Raw genomic sequence first — 18,735 nt, forward strand, 5'->3', positions numbered from 1 at the left:
AAGCCTCGGAAGTGATGGGAGAGCCGGTAATCCCCCCAATTTCCACCGGACCTAAAAGTAGAACGGTTATGCAGCCATGGCCAAGTGCTGCATTGGGGTGAAACCGCCCAGGGCCATATTCGGGCGGTCGTGATTGTAGGACCACATCCACTGCGTGGCGAAGTCCTGAACTTCTTCAATACTGGACCAGTAATACTGGGATAGCCATTCGTATCGAACAGTCCTGTTAAACCGTTCGACATAGGCATTCTGCTGTGGCTTGCCCGGCTGGATATATTCAAACCGGATGCCCCATTCCTCGGCCCAGTTCTGGATGGTGCCACTGATGTTCTCGGGCCCGTTGTCACATCGAATCACTTGCGGCTTGCCACGCCAGGAAATGATCTGCTTCAATGCTCGGATCACCCGCTCCGACGGCAGCGAGAAGTCCACCTCAATGCCCAGCGCCTCACGGTTGAAGTCGTCGATGACATTGAACAAGCGCAGGTTACGGCCGTCCTCCAGCTTGTCGTGCATGAAGTCCATCGACCAGACCTGATTGATGGCCTCTGGCACAGCCAAAGGCTCGGGCTTCTCACGCACCAAGCGCTTCCTAGGCTTGATACGTAGGTTCAACTCCAGCTCACGATAGATGCGGTACACGCGTTTATGGTTCCACCCGAAACTCTTCACATTGCGCAGATACAGGTAGCACAGGCCAAAGCCCCAGTTGCGGTGGTTGTCCGTCAGCCGCATCAACCAATCAGCGATGAGTTCATTCTCAGCGTTTTGCTTGGACTCGTAGCGGTAGCAGGATTCGCTGATTGAGAACACGGAACAGGCGACCCGTATGGCAAGCCCACGCTGCTGCACGACTTCTTTGGCCATCTCGCGCCGGCGAGACGGCCGGCTTACTTTTTTGCGAGGTACTCGTTGGCGATCTCGGCCTTGAGTTTCTCTTCCAGATACATCTTCTTAAGCCGCCGGTTCTCGTCTTCGAGTTCCTTCATGCGGGCCATCATGGATGTGTCCATGCCACCAAACTTGGCACGCCACTTGTAGAACGTGGCGGTGCTGATCCCCAACTCACGACAGATATCAGGAACCGGCAAACCGGCTTCAACACGCTTCAATGCAGCCATGATCTGGCTATCCGTAAATCTCGACTTCTTCACGTAGAACTTCCTTCTTAGAAAATTCTACTTCTCGGTCCTTTGGTTTATCGGGGGGATTACCAGCCCAACGTTCAGGGCATGGGGCAGAACACGTTTTGAAGCTGCGCCTGGTGCCTCGCGATTTTGGTCTTCGCGAAAGCTCGTCTCCACCGCACAGTCATGCATGTACTTTGGCTCGATATTCAGGTAGACGCCCTTCTCAGAGCGGCTCGGACCTATAAGGGCGGCACTACAAACTTACCGTGGTGGGCGCCCATTCACAGACGAAATCGGTGAACGACCCTTGGCCGGCCCACTGGATGTCGCCCACTGATTGCCAGTGACCAGCACCTCGTGGTTTCGGTGTCGTCCATGCGTGTAGCCCCTGAAGTCCCTTGAGAGGCCCACGTTCGTCGCATAGTGCATCAAGCGTTGTGTGATTGCACCCGGAGGCATCCGGTTATGGTCTTCCCGAAACGCCGTCTCGACCGCGTACTCGTGCAAGTACTTAGGCTCCAGGTTCAGATAGATACCTTTTTCTGCGCGGTCCATGCGTGCAGTAAAGCTTTCTGAGTTGTTGGAGTGCTCGCCCCCTGGACCTACCAAGTGCTGGCTGTGATTCACTTGCACGTGCCCCATAAATCGCTTTCCTAGCTTGCTAAACGCATTGCCGGTATCAGTGGCCAAAATGGACTCTGGTATGGCAACAAACCGACGTGCGAGCTCCTCTGCAGCCGCAGGGTTTTCAGCAAGGCAAATGGCCGAGCGCGTTTGCAATGCGCCCTTGCCCGAAGCACCGCCTCGCATGCGAGCATTCAGCGTGATGCGCCGCAACGGAGGAAGAACGTTTCCATAGGCCGGGTCAAGCACTCCTCCTTCAGCCAGTGCTTTCGCTTTGGCATCACGCTTTTTCTTCTGCCTTGCCGCTTGCGTGAGCATTGCATCATCCAGAGCTTCAGACTCATCGATAAGGCGCTGACCAAGTGGGATACCGCGCTTCTCACTGGCACGCCGCCCAGATGTATGTGCACCGTCCATCTCGATGACACCAGAGATGAATCCAATGTTGTAGCCACGGGCAATGGCTTCTCTTGCTTTCGTGAGCAATGTAAAAGCTGTGTTGTAGCCCTTCATGTTCAGAATGCGTCGCACCTCTAGAGCAGGCTTTCCTGAGGCTCCGCAGACCCACAAATGAACAGCAGCCAACAATGTTTGAAGCGGCATCCGACGATTCGCAAATACTGTGTTTGAAGTGACGCTAAATCGCTTACCGCAGCCCTTGCACTTCCAACGGAGTTCTTTCGTTGACCAGTAGTGCGTGGCGCTCGAACTGCAATGGGGGCATGTGACGACCTTGAAGCATCCCCACCTCGCTTTTGCTAAGTGGCGGACACACTGAAGGTCAGTCATGCTTGCGTAAGTCGATACCGAGACGTCGACGGCCCCTGATGACATGTGATGCAAGCTCGATGGTGAGCTCGGACGGTAGACACTTTACCTGCGCTCCTTCTTTGCTGCCGGCGTAGTTGCTGCGTCACTCATACGGCGGTACTCAAAAAGTCCACAAACTCTTCCTCGCTGACGCACTCCGAGCTCACGATGCTCACTTTAGAAAAAGGACGCTGTGTTCGAGTCATCCATCTCGCGAGGCCATTGCGCGTGACGGCAGGTAGCGTGTCGACGGCAACATAGCTTTTCTCATTTTCTTCAATAGGTATGGGCAGGCACAGGTCCGGTCTTGGCGGCAAAGCAAAACGCCCATTGGATGCGTGTGCATAGGCTCTCGCGAGTAGGTCCCACGCCTGGATGCCGGCAGGCTTGTGTACGAAGAGTGGGGTTCCGAAATCTGACTCTAAGTCAGAAGAAAACACAGCGCTGTAATGACCTTTGCGCTTGTTCATGGTGATGGTCGCGGTCGCAATTTGTGCAACATTCTTGTTGAGACCGTCTGGCCAATGCGCGATGACGGCACTCATGTTCTCGATGAACGCTGGCCGCTTGGAAGGGGCGATTTCTTCGGGCTCCAGGGCTTCCACCTGATTAAACGTGAGACACACCAGCCGCGCGACCAGGTCCCAGACACTTGCAGACCACCGTGGGTAGTTGGTGATGAAGCCCATTGGGAGTTCGCCGACTCCCGCAACATACGTGGCTGACTTGTAACTGGCTTCTGCTTGAAGAACCTCGTAAGCGATATCCATGCGTCCAAGCACATTCATGGATGTCTCTTTGCCCGGCTTGCAGGCGTGAAGGGATACTTTGAGCATCAGAGCACCCTGATATCCCAAGTTTGGCCGTATTGGATGCCGTCTACGTACTCAAACCCGCGAATGCGCATCTGGCTATCTTTTAAAAACAGGACATCGGCATCCAGCAGCATGGGAATCAGCGGCTGCGGTACAGGCTCTGTCGAGGAGTAAAGCTCAGCCGTTGCAACGATTCGACCGAGTGCAGGGACGCGTGCTTCTCGGATGTGCAAGACGCCCTTGTAGACAGGCATTGCCGCGCGTTGCCGAGCAGGAACAGCGCTTCCTCGTTGGTTGATTAATTGAACAGCGGCTTTCATAAAAACTCCTTTGACCTATTCAGCGTCTAGGTCGCGTGCTCACTTTTTCTTATACATAAACCTTTTAAGATTTATTAGAGATAAAACATACTGGGGCTCGGTAGGATTCGTATAAATCTAAAAACGTTTATACGCCTCGTCTGTGAGAACCCGCGATTCCGACTTTTATGCCAAGCATGCCAAGGCCTTGGTAAAGGACATTCGCGAACAAAAAGAGGTGTCGTACAAAGAACTGGCACGCAAGCTCGAGCCCGAGAACGCACATGACGGCGACGTAGACGTGCAGATGCTTATCAACAGAGTTAACAAAGGCAAATTCAGCTTTGCTTTTGCACTTGAGTTGCTCGCAGCACTCGGCGTCAAGAGCATCGACATTCCCGTGCCTCCGCAAAAGCGGCCTAAGCCTTAGTTTTTGCATGGTGCCTCCGCTTCTGTCCTTGGCGTTTGAGGTTGCTCCAGCATCTTCTTAGCCAACAGATACTCTGTACGGCGCACCATGTCGGCTACGCTGTTGCCCTGCGCCGGTCTGGCTTCGTAATCGCGGACTATCGCCTCCAGCGTTTGGTTTTGTTTCGTCTTCATTTAAAACCACTCCCGACCTAATCAGCCTGAATTGCTACGCGCTTTTTGAGCCAGCGCAATCAACGCAATGACCTCTTCCTCGGGCGCCTCCAGCGGCCCGTATGACTGGTTCATACGTTCAAGCACCGGCTCAATGGCTTGCGGACTGATACCAAGACGTGCTGCACCCTCAGACAGCATCTCTGGATAAGGATGTGACTGCAGGTCCTTGGGGGCTCCCAGGATGGCAAGCGCATAGAGATACAGCGCATCAAACGCACAGCTGTACCGTGTAGCAAGACTGTTCTCGGCATTTTGTGCAGCTTGGAGCATGAGGTCCCCTAAACCATTACGTGACGTGGCGAGCGCCGAATCGCGTGTCATTGATTGCATAGTTGCTCCAGTGCTGCTTTGATTTTTTGATGAACTTCCGGATGGCTGATGCCGTCTTTTTCGTGGGTTTGGATGAAATTGCTGGCGCATTCCTGTGGCCAACCCTCGCCGTTGTCACGCGCAGTATGAAAATGACACGAGAACGCGGTGAGGAATTGATACACCTCGACTAACGTGCCAAGCCATCCGAACCATGGATGGGACTGGCAATGATTACGAACGAGGAGTACATGGAACTCAAGGTATTAAGGAAACACAGGCTGAGCTTGCGCGAGATATCGGTGCAAACTGGTATGGCAGTCAACACGGTGCGTAAGTATTTGGAGGGTGGTCCGCCGGCCATGAAGAAACTGCCGGCATGTAAGAGCAAGCTCGATCCATTCAAGGACTACCTGGCTGGACGTATTCAGGCGGCCAAGCCTGATTGGATTCCAGCAACGGTGCTGCAGCGTGAGATTGCCGCACAGGGGTATACGGGCTCCGTGCGCATCCTGCAGGAGTACCTCAAGGAGTTGCGTCCACAGGCGCGCCCGGATCCGGTTGTGCGGTTCGAGACCCAGCCCGGTGAGCAAATGCAGATGGACTGGATCGAGTTCCGCAAGGCTGGGCATAAAGACGGCATGTTGGCGGCGTTTGTGGCAACGCTGGGCCACAGCCGGGCGACCTTCGCGGAGTTCGTCACAGACATGAAGCTGGAGACACTACTGGCGTGCCATGTCAGGGCGTTCGAGAGCTTTGGTGGAGTCACCCGTGAAGTGCTGTACGACAACATGAAGACCGTCATCCTCAAGCGTGACGCCTACGGCAAGAACCTGCACCAGTTCCAGGGTGCCTTTGCTGACTTTGCGCACCACCATGGCTTTGTGCCGCGGGTGTGCAAGCCCTATCGGGCCAAGACCAAGGGCAAAGTCGAACGCATGAATGGCTACATCCGGCGCAGCTTCTGGGTGCCATTGGTGGCGAGTATGAAGCAGCAAGGCTTGGTGGTGGACGCGGACACAGCCAATCGGGAAATGCGCACCTGGCTGCGTGACGTTGCCAATGTGCGGATCCACGGAACCACTGGGTGTGTGCCGGCACTGGCTTTGCAAACTGAGCGCGCACATCTGCTGGCCATCCCCAGCGCCTACAGTGGGCGAACAGTGCGTCAATTGCAAAAAGTCACCGGTAGCGGCGCAGCAGTCCGGCCAATTCCAGCCGCGGCATGGCGAGGCCTGCAGCATCCTCTGGCGATGTATGACACGCTGGTGCACAACCAAGCCTCAGCAGGAGGACGACCATGAGCCTGCAAATGGAAAGACTGCGTGAACTGTGTGATCAGCTGCGCCTGCTCAACTTACCCGATCAGCTTGCCCACTTGGGGCAAATGGCGGCCAAGAAAGAGCTGGGGTACCTGGAGTTCCTGGAGCAAGCCTTGCGTGGCGAGGCTCTGGCCAGGGTGGAGAGAACGCGCGCCATGCTCACGCGCATAGCGGGCTTCCCCGCCATCAAGACGCTCGATGAGTTTGACTTCCAGTTTGCCAGCGGTGTGCCCAAAACTCTGGTGCAGGAGCTTGGCAGTCTGGCCTTCGTGGAGCGCAGCGAGAACGTGGTCTTGCTGGGCGCCAGTGGGGTGGGCAAAACCCACTTGGCCATCGCCTTGGGCTACAGGGCAACCCAGGCTGGAATCAAGACGCGTTTCATCACGGCGGCAGATCTGCTGATGACACTGAGCACGGCACTACGGCAGAACACCCTGGAAGAGGCTATCAAACGCATCGTGCGTCCCTACCGGCTGTTGATCATTGACGAAGTCGGGTACCTACCCATGAATCGGGAACAGGCGAATCTTCTGTTCCAAGTCATTGCCAAACGCTATGAAGTGGGAAGTCTCATCCTGACCTCCAATCTGCCGTTTGGGCAATGGGACCAGACATTTGCAGACGATGCAACGCTGACAGCGGCGCTACTTGACCGACTGCTCCACCACGCCCATGTGGTCCCGATCTCAGGAGACTCCTATCGCCTGAAAGATAAGCGGCGTGCCGGTGTGATTGCCGCCAGCAGCAATGCCCTACTCAAACGAAAACGCAGTCACCTTGATACACAGGAGGAGCAAGCAGCCTAGAGGCGCCAAGCAAAGACAAAACAACCAATCACCCCACATAACGGTGTATCAAATCCACGCCGCGTTTGCGTTCCACAGTTGTATCAAATCGAGACTGCGTTTGACACCGTCATCGTCCAGAGCAATCCAGCCCGAGGGCTTACGGCGCCGCACGTCCTCCCACACCTGCTTGCCTCGCGGCAAGGCCGTGAACATGTCTTGGTCCATTCGGCTGTGAAAGGTTGCCCCGATAACGCGTTGGCGCAGCCGCGGCCCCAGCTGCTTCGCAGACTTGGCGCACCCATAGCGGCAGACCCAAGCGGTACTGAGGACGATGCGTACCTGTGGGTATGGCTCAAGCAAGGTTTCGAGCAAGCCAATGTGCTGGAAAAGTTTGTACTGCTCTGGCGCCGACAAGTAGGCTCCAATCCGTGGGTGCCAAAGGACATTTTCGTGATGGAGTACGCCATCAAAGTCGAGGTACAGCAGCAGTTCACCGTGGCCTAGGAGCTTTCTCATAGGGGGCTCCCAGCACGCACCAAGATAAGGCCCGAGTGGAATTCCCGGGTGACGTCCCGCTCGTAAGTGATGTGATGCAGCGTCTTCCACGCAGACCAGAGCCGGCGGACTTCTTTCGGCAAATCGGGTGTCACTTTTCACCACATACAGGCCAATTGGTTTTCGGCACATAGGAGCCAGAGCGTTTTCGGCACATATAGGCCATTTGGTTTTCGTCATATAGGAGCCAGCCGGGGGATTGGACGGGCATCTCGAACGCGACGTAACTGTCGTTACCTTCTGAATTTTTTGTTCAGGAGTAACGGATGGGTCGCAGAAAGATCGAGATGCATGAATACAGAAACGTTTTAATCAGACTACGCGCCGGTGACGGCGATCGCGAGATCGCGCGTCTGGGCCTTATGGGCCGGGTCAAGGTGGCGAGCTTTCGCGAACACGCCCGCAGCTTGGGCTGGTTGGAGGCTGAGCTGCCGCTGCCCGAACCCGAAGTTATTGCCCTGAGTCTGTGCGCAGCGGCCAAGCGCCCATCCAGCACGGTCTCCAAAGCCCACCCATGGCGCGAACAAGTGGCGCGCTGGATGGCTGCCGGGGTTGAGGGCGTAGCCATTCATGCCGCGTTGGTGCGCGAGCACCAGTTCTGCGGCAGCTACTCCTCTGTCTATCGCATCATGCGTGACATTGCCAAGGCACAGCCGCGTACCGATCTCACTGTGAGACTGAGCTTCAAGCCCGGCGAAGCCGCTCAGGTTGACTTTGGCGCGGGGCCATTTTTGGTGCATCCGGATGGACAGCGTAGGCGCACCTGGGCCTTTGTTATGACCTTGTGTCACAGCCGCCATCAGTATGTGGAATTCGTCTGGGACCAAACGGTGGCCACATGGCTGGGCTGCCACCGCCGTGCCTTTGAGTGGTTTGGCGGTGTGCCCGAGCGCGTGATCATCGACAACGCCAAGTGCGCCATCATCAAGGCTTGCCGATTTGACCCGCAGGTGCAGCGCTCCTATGCCGAGTGCGCTGAAGGTTATGAATTCAAGATTGACCCGTGCCCGCCGCACGATCCGCAGAAGAAGGGTATCGTGGAGTCGGGCGTCAAATACGTCAAGCGTAACTTCCTGTCTACCCGCGAATTCCGTGATCTGGCGGACCTTAATGCACAGGCGCAGGCGTGGGTATTGCAGGAAGCCGGTGTGCGCATTCACGGCACCACCCGCCAGCAGCCCATGGATTTGTTTGCGCTGGAGCGGGCCTTGCTCAAGCCGCTTCCACCGCAGGCGCCGGACTTGGGCGTTTGGCAGTGCGTGACGCTGCACCGCGACTGCCACGTCAAGTTTGACTACAAGCTGTATTCCGCCCCCTTTGCGCTGGTGGGCAAAGAGCTGTGGCTACGTGCCACCGATAACTGCGTGACTTTGTTTGATGACTACCGATTGGTGGCAACCCATGCGCGGGGACAGCGTCCCGGTGAACGCCTCACGACCAAAGACCACTTGCCACCCGAGGCACAACTCTTCTTTGCCCGTGACCGCGAGTGGCTGGGTACCCAAGCGCTGCAAATCGGACCGTACTGTCAGCAGGTTATTGACTGGCTACTGAGTGACCGGATTCTGGAGCGATTGCGCGCAGCTCAGGGTGTGATTGGTCTGGCAAAGACCTACAGCGCCCAGCGTGTTGAGCTCGCCTGCCGACGTGCCATGGCCCACAACAGTCCGTATTACCGCACTGTCAAGACCATCCTGAGCAGTAATTCCGACCGGCTACCGATGCCTGATCACAGCATCGTGCCTACCTATGCAAAGGCCCGGTTTGTCCGCGACGCCGCAAGCCTCTTCACCCCCGATACCCACAACCCGCAGCAGGATTTGCTGCATTAACTATCCAGGAGACCATCCCAAATGACACCCATCCCCGAACTCGTTCCACATCTCAAGCAGTTGCGCTTGTCCGGTATTCTGGATTCGCTGGACGCCAGAAACCGCCAGGCGATTGAATCGAAGTTGGCCTATACGGAGTTCCTGGCCATCCTGATGGGCGATGAAGTGGCCCGCCGGGAGCAGAACAGTTTCAGTACCCGCCTGCGCCGGGCCCAGTTCCGCTCCACCAAAACGCTGGAGCAGTTTGACTTCGAGCGGCTACCCCAACTCAACCGCGCGCTGGTGCATGACCTGGCCACCGGGCGCTACGTGCGGGAGTGTTCTCCGGTATTGATTGTTGGCCCTAGTGGAACCGGCAAGAGTCATCTTGCGCAGGCCTTGGGCCATTGTGCGATCCGTCAGGGCGTGGATGTGCTGTTTACCAACTGCTCGGCACTCACGCAGTCACTGCACGCCGCGCGCGCCACCAACGCCTACGAGCGCAAGCTGCAGACCTTGAGTCGCATTCCGGTACTCATCATTGATGACTTCGGACTCAAGCCTCTGCGTGCGCCGGCCGACGAAGACCTGCATGAACTCATTGCCGAGCGCTACGAGCGCACTGCCACCATCGTCACCAGCAATCTGGACTTTACTGAATGGGATCAGGCATTCCCAGTCAACCCGCTCTTGGCATCCGCAACCTTGGACCGCTTACGTCACAACGCATACTGCCTGGTGCTTGATGGCCAGTCGTATCGGGCGCCACGCCAGATGCCGACCACCATGCCGACAAAAACAAAGAATTCAACGCAACAAAAAGACGTCAAATAAAGGCAAAATCCATACCCGAGTGATGTCCGTCAGACACCCTCCGGCTGGTCTCTATATGCCGAAAATCACTGGCTCCTATATGCCGCAAAGTGACATCGGGCTCCTCTAGCAGCTGAACGATATGCCCTCTGGCCGTATGAGCGCTTGCGCCGGCGGCATCAAAGCCGACAACGGCATCGCTGATAAACGGCTGGTCAGAGCAAATGCCTGTGAAATGCCGGAACCACTTGGTTTGCCCCTCCGGGGGTGGGACTTCGAATACGGACCACTGCTCGATGACGTGAACAACAGGTGCGGGGTTTGGGGTGTCTTGCATAAAGAGGTTTCAAAAACTGATGACAAAGGTTCTCCCTCAGCCATCCAGTGACTGATTCGAGAGATGTGGATTGCCCTGAAGGGCTAGGGAGTGGAGGTAGTGTTCAGTGGCTACCTCCTGAGGCGTCTTACGACGCTGACGACTACGCCCAGGATTTCCAAGGAGGCCTTGGGATAGATGGAGGCGTAGGCTGGATTGGCTGCCTCCAGATAGAACTTGCCTTCGTTATCCAGGCGCAGGGTTTTGACCGTCAGCTCGTTGTCTGCATAGGCAACGACTACGTCGCCTGGCTTGGTTGGGCTGTTCTGCTCGACTGCAACCAAGTCGCCATCAAAGATGCCCAAGTCCTTCATGCTGTCGCCGCGCACACGATGCAATGACGTCCGGTTTGGCTCATCGATGAGATAGTCATCAAGGGTCAAAAGCTCTGCCTCTTCCTGCGTCGCCGGCTGCGGTAAGCCTGCCCGGACGGGCCCGAGGAGAGGGCGAGCAAAGAACTTCTTCGTGGGGGCAACACGCCCGTCTTTCCGCTCAAGGTACCCGGCATCGGCGAGCCGGCCCACCAGAGCAAACACACTCGATGTGGAGCTCAATCCGAGCACGTCGCAAAGCTTGGCCAAGGCAGGGAATGCGCGATGCGTCTTCCAGTAGGTTCGCAGGGCTGCAAGGTACTTTTCGTCGTTCACTGACTCTCTCCTTCGAATGTCTGTTCGCATTAACTGTATGTGCATACAGCATTGAGAGCAAGATAAATCAGAGAGACCCCTTAAGGCGTTCAGCCAATTCTGAGTGTGGAGCTGGGTTTACACGGTGTGTGGGTTGAAAGGACAGGCGGAGATTCGTTACTGGTGCCTGAAGAGGTTGTCTCATGCATATGGGTGCTCTCGATTGTGAAAAATGCTCACATATGCATTCAAGGCAGCTACCCTGTCGTGGACTTGCCTAAGTAGCGCTCCACAAAGGGAGCCTGCGTCGCCGAAGTGGCGTATACGCAAGATTTGGCCTTAAGTACCGTGTCTAAATTTGCCGCCTTAACAAAACTTGTTGTAGTGCGCTCGTCTAATGTTCTACCAATCTCGGGAGCGCTGTAAGCGACAAAAGCCTGCTCAGGGGACAGAGGAAGGGTCATCAGAAACTTTCCCCCCAACCCCTCACCAACAAGAATTAGCGGGTTATCCGAAATGAGGAAATCGTATGCTGCGCGCCCTCGATTTAGCGTTTCCCACGTGGCGGCCAGCAGTTTTGGATTGAGAACTTCTGAATTGATAAGTGGTTCGAGTGTCTGAACCCCTAGGTCCTCGAAGGAGTCGGGGTCTTCTAGTTGCGCCCACTCTATGAGGCTAATGTCTGGGCGGCCATACGGGGAAACGCCTGCTTCTGTGGCGTCACCAATCACCTCGAGCAATTTAAGGCGCCCTCGGTATCGCAGGTCCGCTATGGCTTTGGGACCCCGGAAGAGCAATGACAGGAGAAATTTAGCCCATGTCTCTTGCTCGGCGTTGCTTAATCGACCTACGCCTCCTGCAAGTAGCTTCTGATGCACTAAGGCTGCCGGGTCGTCGACTTTGGGCCCCATTACGTCCACCTCTATCCCAACGTCTGGATTGCCAGTGCTGCGGTTGGTGGAGTAGAGGTGCTTTTCTTTGGCAACGCTTTTTGCCTGCCGCCTCGAAGTAATGAACCGGTTGTTTTCCCAAGTGAATTGGGTCAACTTATTGTCGGCTTGTTGCCACTCGCGTAGCAAGAAAGCTGGTACATAGTGATGGTTTTGATGTGAGGGCATTAGGGCGGATTGACGCTGGACAACAGCTTCATTCTTTGCTTGTCGGGTTCCGAAGGCCAGACCCCTGCAATTAGGCCTGGGTCGGCTAATGCGCTTATTCCCTTTGAGGACGTTGGTGGCCTTTTTCGAGCTTCTCGACGCTCAACAATACGCCTGAGAAGTTTATCGGATAGCCATGGCAGCAGCAGGCCGCCACGGTTTATACAATAGTCCTGTCCACCTCAGAGCGAGCCTTTCTTGAGTTACTTTCCAGAAACGCCTCAAGGTACGCATGGTTAGAAAACACGAATGAGTGGGTAGCCCCGTGCCACCACTCATACCGGACAGCTGACCCGGTTGAGCAACAAGTGCTTTTTCTACTGGACTTAGCTAGGCCTTGCAGGACTGCCCCTATGAGTACAAGAGGAAGTGTTGCAACAACTAATCCGTACATCCCAAAAGCCACCCATACCAAAGTCAGGAATAGCCCAACTTTAAGCAGCGGGGCGGCAATCTCGGTTTTCTGCCGGTGCAGCGCGCAATTATTGCAGTATGGGACCTTCCATTTTCTTGTCGTCTGCCATACAACTCTCCGGCCCTTATTTCTATGGGAGCAGACAGAGACATAGCGTTCTTTCGCAGTGCCGCAACATGCGCAATAGGGAGGCCAGCTAAGGTGCTGGGCAGAAATTTGAAAACGATATGCCATTTTCAGTATAGGCGCCGGTAGCGCCAAGGTGTGCGCTCTACCAATGCTTAGCCATGAGGAGGCGCTTTTGACCGGCATAAAGGTCGATTTTTCGGCGATGAGCTGATACGACGGCCCGTGGAAGGTGCCGGTTCTTGGGCAATAAAAGAACCGGTATAGCGCTGCGAAAACTAAATTCACCTGTTCTTTTTCAAAATCGCAAATGAACAGGTGAATCTTTTGAAATCAATGACTTACAGTGTTTTCATCTTTGGTTGGACTGTAGTTGGCAGCACTTTTTGGTAATGATGCCCTGCTTCGCTTTGAGGATTTGTTGAAGTGGCAGGCTCCACCCAGAGGATGGCTTAAGCTCATCCGTCAGGCATTGGGGCAAACGGAGCGTCAGCAAGCTAAGCGACTGGACATTTCTGGGCCAACGCTTCACAAGTGCGAACAGTCCGAATCGGAGGACCGCATCACTCTCGGGCAACTGCGCAAGCTTGCTAATGTGCTGGATTACGAGTTGGTCTACGCCCTAGTTCCCCGTCGCCCGCTCACAGACATGGTCCAGGAACGGGCTCGCAACATTGCCCTGCAACAAGTCGGTGGCGTCGCGCACTCAATGGGTCTTGAAGACAAGCACCCCAGCTCCGAGCTGCTCTACAAGCAGAGGGAGCGCAGAACCGAGGAGTGCTTCGCGGACGCTGGTCAGACCAATGGCGATAGATTCAGCTGCGGAGCGCGAAACAGTGACTGGAAGCCTGATAGGTTGAGCCTAATAGAGCGAAGTTTTTGCGAAATCATGATGCGACTTTTCTGCGCTCCCTGGAGCTCTTTGCCTGAGCCTTCTTGACTAGAATTACGACGAAGGGTCAAAAAGGCCCAAGGGAGCTATGGTTTGGCTGAGGCATCAACGTTCGTAATCGACCTGCTGACTTATATCGAAGAGGTCGAAAAACTCAAAACAAAACCGGCCTTCACAGTGCCAACAGAGTTTTTTGTTGCCTTTCAGCAGGACCTCAAAGGGCTCCCCGAAATCCGCTTCAACGTGCAAGTTGAAGGTGACGACGTTTGGTTAAAAGTACCTCGTCTTCAAGAAATTGGCGCCCCCGACCCCGGTGAAGCCTTGAGGCAATGGGTAACGCTGCCCAAAACTCCGGAAAAGGTCCCAGAGCTAAAAGCTGAGTGCGTACTTTTCGAGGGAAAGCGGGAGGTTTCTCGTGAGCAACTGCAAGACCGCCCCGATGTCAAAGAGCTCTTCGACTGGTATGTGGAAAACCAATGGGAGCCATGGGCTGCCGCTGAAAAGCCACGCCGTAAATCAATATCCCTCTACAACAAGCTTTTCGCACTGCAGCAGACCATCTCATCTGAAGGTGCCGAAACCCCGCTTGAGCTTGCATGGGGTCTTGGATATTCAACTTGGAAGAAGGAGGGGCAGGCGAATTCGGTCAAGTACCCGCTTTTGGTGCAGTCCTGCGAAATAACTCTAAATCCGCGGACTTTCGACCTTGAGGTTAGACCTCGTGATGTGGACACACGTCTTGAGGTGGACTGCTATGCCGAGATGGACGTTCCAGGCGTCAAACCGATTGAGGAGTTCTGGAAAAGCTTCCAGGCTACTAGCCAAAATAGAGTCAATCCATTTGAAGACTCAACCTTTGAAGGGGTCCTGAAGGCAGCTGTTGGCCATTTGGACCCCTCCGGCAAGTACGAGGTCCGCACAGATGACGTGACGCTGCCAGCTGTCGGAGACAAATTGTTGGCCACCAACACTTGGGTTCTCTTTGGACGAAAGCGTAGTGGCGATATTTTTCTTGAAGACATCCGTCGACTCAAGAAGACTGTTGAGGCCACGGAAACCTTGCCAAACGTCATTAGGAGCTTTGTCGAAGAAGGAGATGCTTCGGTTCGGGTACGTCCAGAAGTGCAGTTCCGGGGGTTGTCGACTAGCGACGGTTCTAACGCGGCCAAAGAGTTGTATTTCCCGATGGCCTATAACGACGAGCAGGTCTCGATAATCCAGAAGCTTGAGGCGAATGATGGGGTTGTAGTGCAAGGCCCGCCGGGGACTGGAAAGACCCACACGATTGCTAACGTCATATGCCATTACTTGGCCATGGGCAAGCGGGTGCTTGTTACTTCAAAAGGTGAAACCGCTCTATCAGTTTTGCAGGAAAAGCTCCCCGAGCGTATCCGCCCACTGAGTGTGGCACTGCTCTCTGAAGAGCGAGAGGGCATGAAGCAGTTTGAACACGCCATTCAGACCATTGCAACGGGAGTGGAGGGACTTCAGCCCCATCGGATTGAGGCACACATAGTGAGCCTTGACGCGGAACTCAATCAGCTTCATGCCAAGATTTCGCATGTTGACCGGTCAATTGCCGCGCATGCAGCGAGTCACATGCGCCAATATAAATTCCAAGGGCGAGAAATCTCCCCCGAAGAAATCGCGAAGTTGGTGATTGAGCAAGCAGATGAGCATCAGTGGTTTGACGACAATGTTTCAGACCAAAAAGGCGAGGCTTTGTCATTCACAGATGCCGACATCACTGGATTGCGGCAGGCTCGGGCAAAAGTTGGCGCAGATATCGCGTATCTCACAGCATCCTTGCCGCCAAACGATGACCTGCCCAGCTGGTCTGACCTTATTGGGCTGCACAAGGACATCGTTAAGGCTAAATCCATTGAATCAAAAGTAGAGGCTGGCGCCATCATCTCTTTGGTTGATTCGAAGTATGAAACCTTCAATCGTGCCCAAGAGTTACTGACATTCCTCGATGAATATTTAGCGCTCAAGGGAAGGCTGCTCGGCGATGCTATCGGACGCACTCTAGCTACCAGGCTCGCTGAATTGCAAGAACACGACCCTGTTCTGACTGGTTTGCTTGGCGTTTGCGGGTCATTTCGAGACATTGAGGCCAAGAGGAAAGAGTTTGTTGCAAAAGCTATCAGCGTCCCAGATTTGGCCGAGCGCAATCCAGATTTCATAGAAGCGTTGACGCGATTGATGAATGGCAAGGGCGCGTTTTTGCTCCCATTTGGAAAAGGCGAGGCTCGCCAATTGGTCGCGTCTGTCACGTTGTTGGGCGGAGCCCCCCAACGTACAGAAGACTGGCAAGAGGTCAACACTTATGTGCAGTGGCGGCTAAATGCACATCGGGAGGTGGCTCGATGGGCAGCAATCAGTACAGAATTTGGACTTAGCTGCCAAATCGCTGAGATTGAGACAACGGTCCGTTCCGTTGTCCAACAACAGGCTTGGGTTGACGATGCAAAACGGTTTGTTTTCGAAATGGACCGGCAAATGCATGGCCGTGTTCAAGCAGTCTGCGGCAAGCAAGTTGCCGACGCGGTGACAGAACAGGGTGACGGCTATCTAGTTGAAGTACGAGCAAGCCTGAATGCCCATTTGGAGCGAGGGCAGCTTGGCTATGCAATCAAGCGCGCGGGCGATGTTTTGGATAAGTTGAGAGATAGAAGTGGTTTAGTAGTTGACCAGCTGCGCGAATTCTTAACCCGAGAACTCGGCTCGCCGGTTTCAGTTGAAAGTGACCTACAAGCAAATTGGCTTGCGATTCAGAGAGATTTGTCACGGCTCAACGGTCTGCGTAGTTCGTTTGATGAGATTGACCGGGTGACCAATCTCATTTTCTCTGCGGGGGCTGAGAACTGGGCAAGTAGGTTGCGCACGGTTGCTGTATCCGGAGACTCCGATGCGGTGCTGCCAGTTCGTTGGCGCGAGGCTTGGTCATGGCGTATTGCCTATCTGTTTCTCGAAAAGATAGACGTTCATCAAAAAATTCGGGACCTATTTGGCGAGCGGCGCACACTGACGGCATCGCTTTCACGTACTTACCAAGACCTCGTCGCAGAGAAGACCTGGCTGGGCGTTTTCAACAACTCTCCACAAAGCATTCGCCAAGCGCTGCAGGCTTACCTGAACTCTATCCAGGCAATGGGTTCCGGCACAGGCATACGCGCGGTTCGTCATCGCCGGCACGCACGTGAAGCTATGCTAAAGGCATACATGGCGGTGCCTTGCTGGGTACTTCCACAGTGGCGAGTTTCCGAGACGTTACCCCCTGAGATAGGTCTATTCGACCTTGTCATCATTGACGAGGCGTCACAATCCGATATCTGGGCTTTGCCAGCCTTACTTCGTGGCAAGAAGTTGCTTGTCGTCGGGGACCACAAGCAAGTATCCCCCGGGGCAGTAGGTCTCGCTGAGCAAAGAATCATTGACTTGGAACAGCGTTTCTTAAGGTCGCAGTTCCATGGCGCGCAAATGACTCCGGACAAGTCGGTTTATGACCTGGCTCGCGTCGTCTTTGCAGGCAACTCTGTAATGCTGAAAGAGCACTTTCGATGTGTGCCGGCAATCATTGAGTTCTCAAACCGAGAGTTTTACAGCGGGGATATTAAGCCGCTAAGAGTTCCAAAGGCCAACGAGCGTCTGGACCCACCACTTATCGATGTGCGGGTTAAGGGTGGTTATCGCAAAGGGGATACCAACCCCGCCGAAGCACAGGCAATCGTTCAAGAGATTGAAAAAATCCTCACGACCCCAGAAATGGATGGCCGTTCTATCGGAATCGTCACTTTGCTTGGTACTGAACAGGCAAAGTTAATCAATGACTTGATTAATGAAAGAGTGTCGCCGGGGGATATCGTCTCTCGCAAGATTGCGGTTGGGCCACCCCCTGTGTTTCAAGGGCGCGAACGCGACATCATGATGGTGTCGATGGTGCTCGCACCGGGTGACCGTACCGCATCGGCAGTGGCTGGCCAACAACAACGGTTTAACGTGGCCCTATCAAGGGCACGCGACCGTATGTACTTATTCCGGTCAGTTGCGGATAACGCATTTTCAGAGGACTCCCTTAGCGGCAAGGTGATGCGGCACTTCCGCCAACCTTTCAATCAGGATGCACGGCAAGTTGAACGGCTGAGAGACCTATGTGAGTCTGCGTTCGAGCGGGACATGTTCGATGAAATCACCAAGAGGGGGTATCGCATCCAACCGCAAGTGCCCTGTGGTTCCTACCGAATCGATTTTGTAATTGAGGGTAGCGAGGGTCGTCGACTGGCCGTGGAGTGTGATGGGGACAGGTTCCATGGCCCCGGTCAATGGTCCGACGACATGGCTCGTCAAAGGGTTTTGGAACGCGCTGGCTGGACATTCTGGCGTTGCTTTGCGTCTAGTTTTGCCAGACGTCGCTCAGAGGTCCTAGATGACTTGTGGTCGACGCTAGCGGGGCTAGGGATTGAGCCACTTGGAGCAGATTTTGTTGACAACACCGCATGGGTTGAAACAAGGGACGTGGACCCATTTGGGGTCGACGTTACTGTGTCCGAACCCGTCGTGGAGGTTGCACTGCCATGACTAGGCCGCTGGGACGACTTGGAATTGCAGAGTTGGAAGAGCTTTTCAAGAAGCCGAACGCTACTGCTGACGAAATCAAGGCATTGGAGACAGAGCTCACATATCGGTCAACTGCGAAAGCTGAAAAGCTACTTTCGGAAATTCGCAGCGGCGGTCGTTATAAACAGGCGATTGCCAGTGCAGGAAAGAGGATTGCTGAGAAGCAGCTGGTCCAACTCGAGCTCCCGTCGGTCGATGGCTTTGAGTTGTCTTCCAGTGCAGCTAACCCTAGCGTTCAATTGGTTAATCGCCCCTCATCGCCCGCGTCAATTCCTACGCCCACCCCACAAAAAATGACTAATGCCAAACCTGTATTGGCAATGTCAAAAGAACAAGCCTTCAAGATTTTGAAAGTATCGCCAACAGCCAGTTGGGAGCAACTTGAGAAATCGCGGAGAGAACTTGTAGCCAGTGGTCAACCAGACAAGTTGGCGGGTATGGCACCGGATGTACGGCAGTCCATTCAAGAGGAATGTAAGCAAGTCAACGCAGCCTACAAGTTTCTATTGCAGGGCTCCTGACAGTTAGACGGTTGCTCCCGTCGTAGGCTACGCGTCTCTATTTTGCATGTTCCGCTACCGCAGCGAGGACCAAACTTCAGC

The 18,735-nt window shown here is 54.7% G+C and carries 17 protein-coding genes and 1 pseudogene; 8 read left to right on the forward strand and 10 right to left on the reverse strand.

Annotated elements, in window-relative coordinates:
- Positions 1–66 precede the first annotated feature (66 nt).
- From RAE19_RS04205 to RAE19_RS04220, 5 genes and pseudogenes are all read right to left on the reverse strand, one after another.
- Positions 67–1,154, reverse strand: a protein-coding gene (locus tag RAE19_RS04205; RefSeq protein ID WP_313873731.1) for an IS3 family transposase whose coding sequence is annotated in 2 segments (ribosomal slippage) — positions 67–893 and positions 893–1,154 — 1,089 coding nt in all. Because the reading frame shifts where the segments join, the coding sequence is not laid out codon by codon here.
- A gap of 237 nt (positions 1,155–1,391) precedes the next feature.
- On the reverse strand, positions 1,392–2,267 hold the full coding sequence (locus RAE19_RS04210) for a transposase (RefSeq protein ID WP_313873738.1): 876 nt from the start codon (positions 2,265–2,267) through the stop codon (positions 1,392–1,394).
- Positions 2,268–2,411: 144 nt separating this feature from the next.
- A pseudogene (locus RAE19_RS19410) lies at positions 2,412–2,588 on the reverse strand (transposase); the annotation flags it as partial.
- A gap of 83 nt (positions 2,589–2,671) precedes the next feature.
- Positions 2,672–3,400 carry a hypothetical protein gene (locus tag RAE19_RS04215; protein ID WP_313873739.1) on the reverse strand — a complete coding sequence of 243 codons (729 nt, stop codon included), beginning with the start codon at positions 3,398–3,400 and terminating at the stop codon, positions 2,672–2,674.
- A complete protein-coding gene (locus RAE19_RS04220) occupies positions 3,400–3,699 on the reverse strand; it encodes a hypothetical protein (RefSeq protein ID WP_313873740.1) in 300 nt (99 codons plus the stop codon). Before RAE19_RS04220 ends, RAE19_RS04215 begins: the two co-directional genes overlap by 1 nt.
- Positions 3,700–3,841: 142 nt before the next feature.
- Here RAE19_RS04220 and RAE19_RS04225 point away from each other — a divergent pair, with 142 nt between their 5' ends.
- Positions 3,842–4,108 carry a DUF6471 domain-containing protein gene (locus RAE19_RS04225; RefSeq protein ID WP_313873741.1) on the forward strand — a complete coding sequence of 89 codons (267 nt, stop codon included), beginning with the start codon at positions 3,842–3,844 and terminating at the stop codon, positions 4,106–4,108.
- Here RAE19_RS04225 and RAE19_RS04230 read toward each other — a convergent pair.
- Positions 4,105–4,281: a hypothetical protein gene (locus RAE19_RS04230; protein WP_313873742.1), complete on the reverse strand. Its 177-nt coding sequence runs from the start codon at positions 4,279–4,281 to the stop codon at positions 4,105–4,107. The two genes, RAE19_RS04225 and RAE19_RS04230, sit on opposite strands and share 4 nt — an antisense overlap.
- A 21-nt stretch (positions 4,282–4,302) precedes the next feature.
- Positions 4,303–4,593 carry a hypothetical protein gene (locus RAE19_RS04235; protein ID WP_313873743.1) on the reverse strand — a complete coding sequence of 97 codons (291 nt, stop codon included), beginning with the start codon at positions 4,591–4,593 and terminating at the stop codon, positions 4,303–4,305.
- A 269-nt stretch (positions 4,594–4,862) separates the two neighbouring features.
- On the opposite strand from RAE19_RS04235, the gene istA (RAE19_RS04240) reads away from it, so the two are divergent.
- Positions 4,863–5,936, forward strand: coding sequence for an IS21 family transposase (gene istA / locus RAE19_RS04240; RefSeq protein WP_430962508.1), 1,074 nt, complete (start codon positions 4,863–4,865; stop codon positions 5,934–5,936).
- Positions 5,933–6,760: an IS21-like element helper ATPase IstB gene (gene istB, locus RAE19_RS04245; protein WP_313873548.1), complete on the forward strand. Its 828-nt coding sequence runs from the start codon at positions 5,933–5,935 to the stop codon at positions 6,758–6,760. The genes istA (RAE19_RS04240) and istB (RAE19_RS04245) overlap by 4 nt, the downstream gene beginning before the upstream one ends.
- A gap of 48 nt (positions 6,761–6,808) precedes the next feature.
- Here istB (RAE19_RS04245) and RAE19_RS04250 read toward each other — a convergent pair whose 3' ends face one another.
- On the reverse strand, positions 6,809–7,477 hold the full coding sequence (locus RAE19_RS04250; protein WP_313873744.1) for an HAD domain-containing protein: 669 nt from the start codon (positions 7,475–7,477) through the stop codon (positions 6,809–6,811).
- A gap of 107 nt (positions 7,478–7,584) precedes the next feature.
- Here RAE19_RS04250 and istA (RAE19_RS04255) point away from each other — a divergent pair, with 107 nt between their 5' ends.
- The 3 genes from istA (RAE19_RS04255) (at position 7,585) to RAE19_RS04265 (ending at position 10,309) form a co-directional block, all read left to right on the forward strand.
- Positions 7,585–9,129, forward strand: coding sequence for an IS21 family transposase (istA, locus tag RAE19_RS04255; protein WP_313876140.1), 1,545 nt, complete (start codon positions 7,585–7,587; stop codon positions 9,127–9,129).
- 21 nt (positions 9,130–9,150) lie between these two features.
- Positions 9,151–9,942, forward strand: coding sequence for an IS21-like element helper ATPase IstB (istB, locus tag RAE19_RS04260; RefSeq protein ID WP_313873002.1), 792 nt, complete (start codon positions 9,151–9,153; stop codon positions 9,940–9,942).
- A gap of 136 nt (positions 9,943–10,078) precedes the next feature.
- On the forward strand, positions 10,079–10,309 hold the full coding sequence (locus RAE19_RS04265) for a hypothetical protein (RefSeq protein ID WP_313873745.1): 231 nt from the start codon (positions 10,079–10,081) through the stop codon (positions 10,307–10,309).
- A gap of 59 nt (positions 10,310–10,368) precedes the next feature.
- Here the strand turns inward: RAE19_RS04265 and RAE19_RS04270 are convergent, their stop codons facing one another.
- On the reverse strand, positions 10,369–10,944 hold the full coding sequence (locus RAE19_RS04270; RefSeq protein ID WP_313873746.1) for a LexA family protein: 576 nt from the start codon (positions 10,942–10,944) through the stop codon (positions 10,369–10,371).
- A 236-nt stretch (positions 10,945–11,180) separates the two neighbouring features.
- The gene (locus RAE19_RS04275; RefSeq protein WP_313873747.1) at positions 11,181–12,041 is read right to left on the reverse strand and encodes a DUF4238 domain-containing protein; all 861 of its coding nucleotides are present in this window, start codon (positions 12,039–12,041) and stop codon (positions 11,181–11,183) included.
- Between the two features lie 1,565 nt (positions 12,042–13,606).
- Between RAE19_RS04275 and RAE19_RS04280 the strand changes: the two genes are divergently transcribed.
- Both RAE19_RS04280 and RAE19_RS04285 read left to right on the forward strand, forming a co-directional pair.
- A complete protein-coding gene (locus RAE19_RS04280) occupies positions 13,607–18,094 on the forward strand; it encodes an AAA domain-containing protein (RefSeq protein WP_313873748.1) in 4,488 nt (1,495 codons plus the stop codon).
- A complete protein-coding gene (locus tag RAE19_RS04285; RefSeq protein WP_313873749.1) occupies positions 18,091–18,654 on the forward strand; it encodes a J domain-containing protein in 564 nt (187 codons plus the stop codon). Before RAE19_RS04280 ends, RAE19_RS04285 begins: the two co-directional genes overlap by 4 nt.
- The last annotated feature ends 81 nt before the right edge of the window (positions 18,655–18,735 follow it).

The sequence above is a fragment of the Rhodoferax potami genome, assembly GCF_032193805.1.
In the GTDB taxonomy this organism is placed as follows: Bacteria; Pseudomonadota; Gammaproteobacteria; order Burkholderiales; family Burkholderiaceae_C; genus Allorhodoferax; species Allorhodoferax potami_A.

Excerpts from the sequence above, each read along its gene's own strand:
- RAE19_RS04210 (WP_313873738.1), bottom strand. The coding sequence starts at position 2,267 with ATGAAGGGCTACAACACAGCTTTTACATTGCTCACGAAAGCAAGAGAA.
- RAE19_RS04215 (WP_313873739.1), bottom strand. The coding sequence starts at position 3,400 with ATGCTCAAAGTATCCCTTCACGCCTGCAAGCCGGGCAAAGAGACATCC.
- RAE19_RS04220 (WP_313873740.1), bottom strand. The coding sequence starts at position 3,699 with ATGAAAGCCGCTGTTCAATTAATCAACCAACGAGGAAGCGCTGTTCCT.
- RAE19_RS04230 (WP_313873742.1), bottom strand. The coding sequence starts at position 4,281 with ATGAAGACGAAACAAAACCAAACGCTGGAGGCGATAGTCCGCGATTAC.
- RAE19_RS04235 (WP_313873743.1), bottom strand. The coding sequence starts at position 4,593 with ATGCTCCAAGCTGCACAAAATGCCGAGAACAGTCTTGCTACACGGTAC.
- istA (WP_430962508.1), top strand. The coding sequence starts at position 4,863 with ATGATTACGAACGAGGAGTACATGGAACTCAAGGTATTAAGGAAACAC.
- istB (WP_313873548.1), top strand. The coding sequence starts at position 5,933 with ATGAGCCTGCAAATGGAAAGACTGCGTGAACTGTGTGATCAGCTGCGC.
- RAE19_RS04250 (WP_313873744.1), bottom strand. The coding sequence starts at position 7,477 with ATGACGAAAACCAAATGGCCTATATGTGCCGAAAACGCTCTGGCTCCT.
- istA (WP_313876140.1), top strand. The coding sequence starts at position 7,585 with ATGCATGAATACAGAAACGTTTTAATCAGACTACGCGCCGGTGACGGC.
- istB (WP_313873002.1), top strand. The coding sequence starts at position 9,151 with ATGACACCCATCCCCGAACTCGTTCCACATCTCAAGCAGTTGCGCTTG.
- RAE19_RS04265 (WP_313873745.1), top strand. The coding sequence starts at position 10,079 with ATGAGCGCTTGCGCCGGCGGCATCAAAGCCGACAACGGCATCGCTGAT.
- RAE19_RS04275 (WP_313873747.1), bottom strand. The coding sequence starts at position 12,041 with ATGCCCTCACATCAAAACCATCACTATGTACCAGCTTTCTTGCTACGC.
- RAE19_RS04285 (WP_313873749.1), top strand. The coding sequence starts at position 18,091 with ATGACTAGGCCGCTGGGACGACTTGGAATTGCAGAGTTGGAAGAGCTT.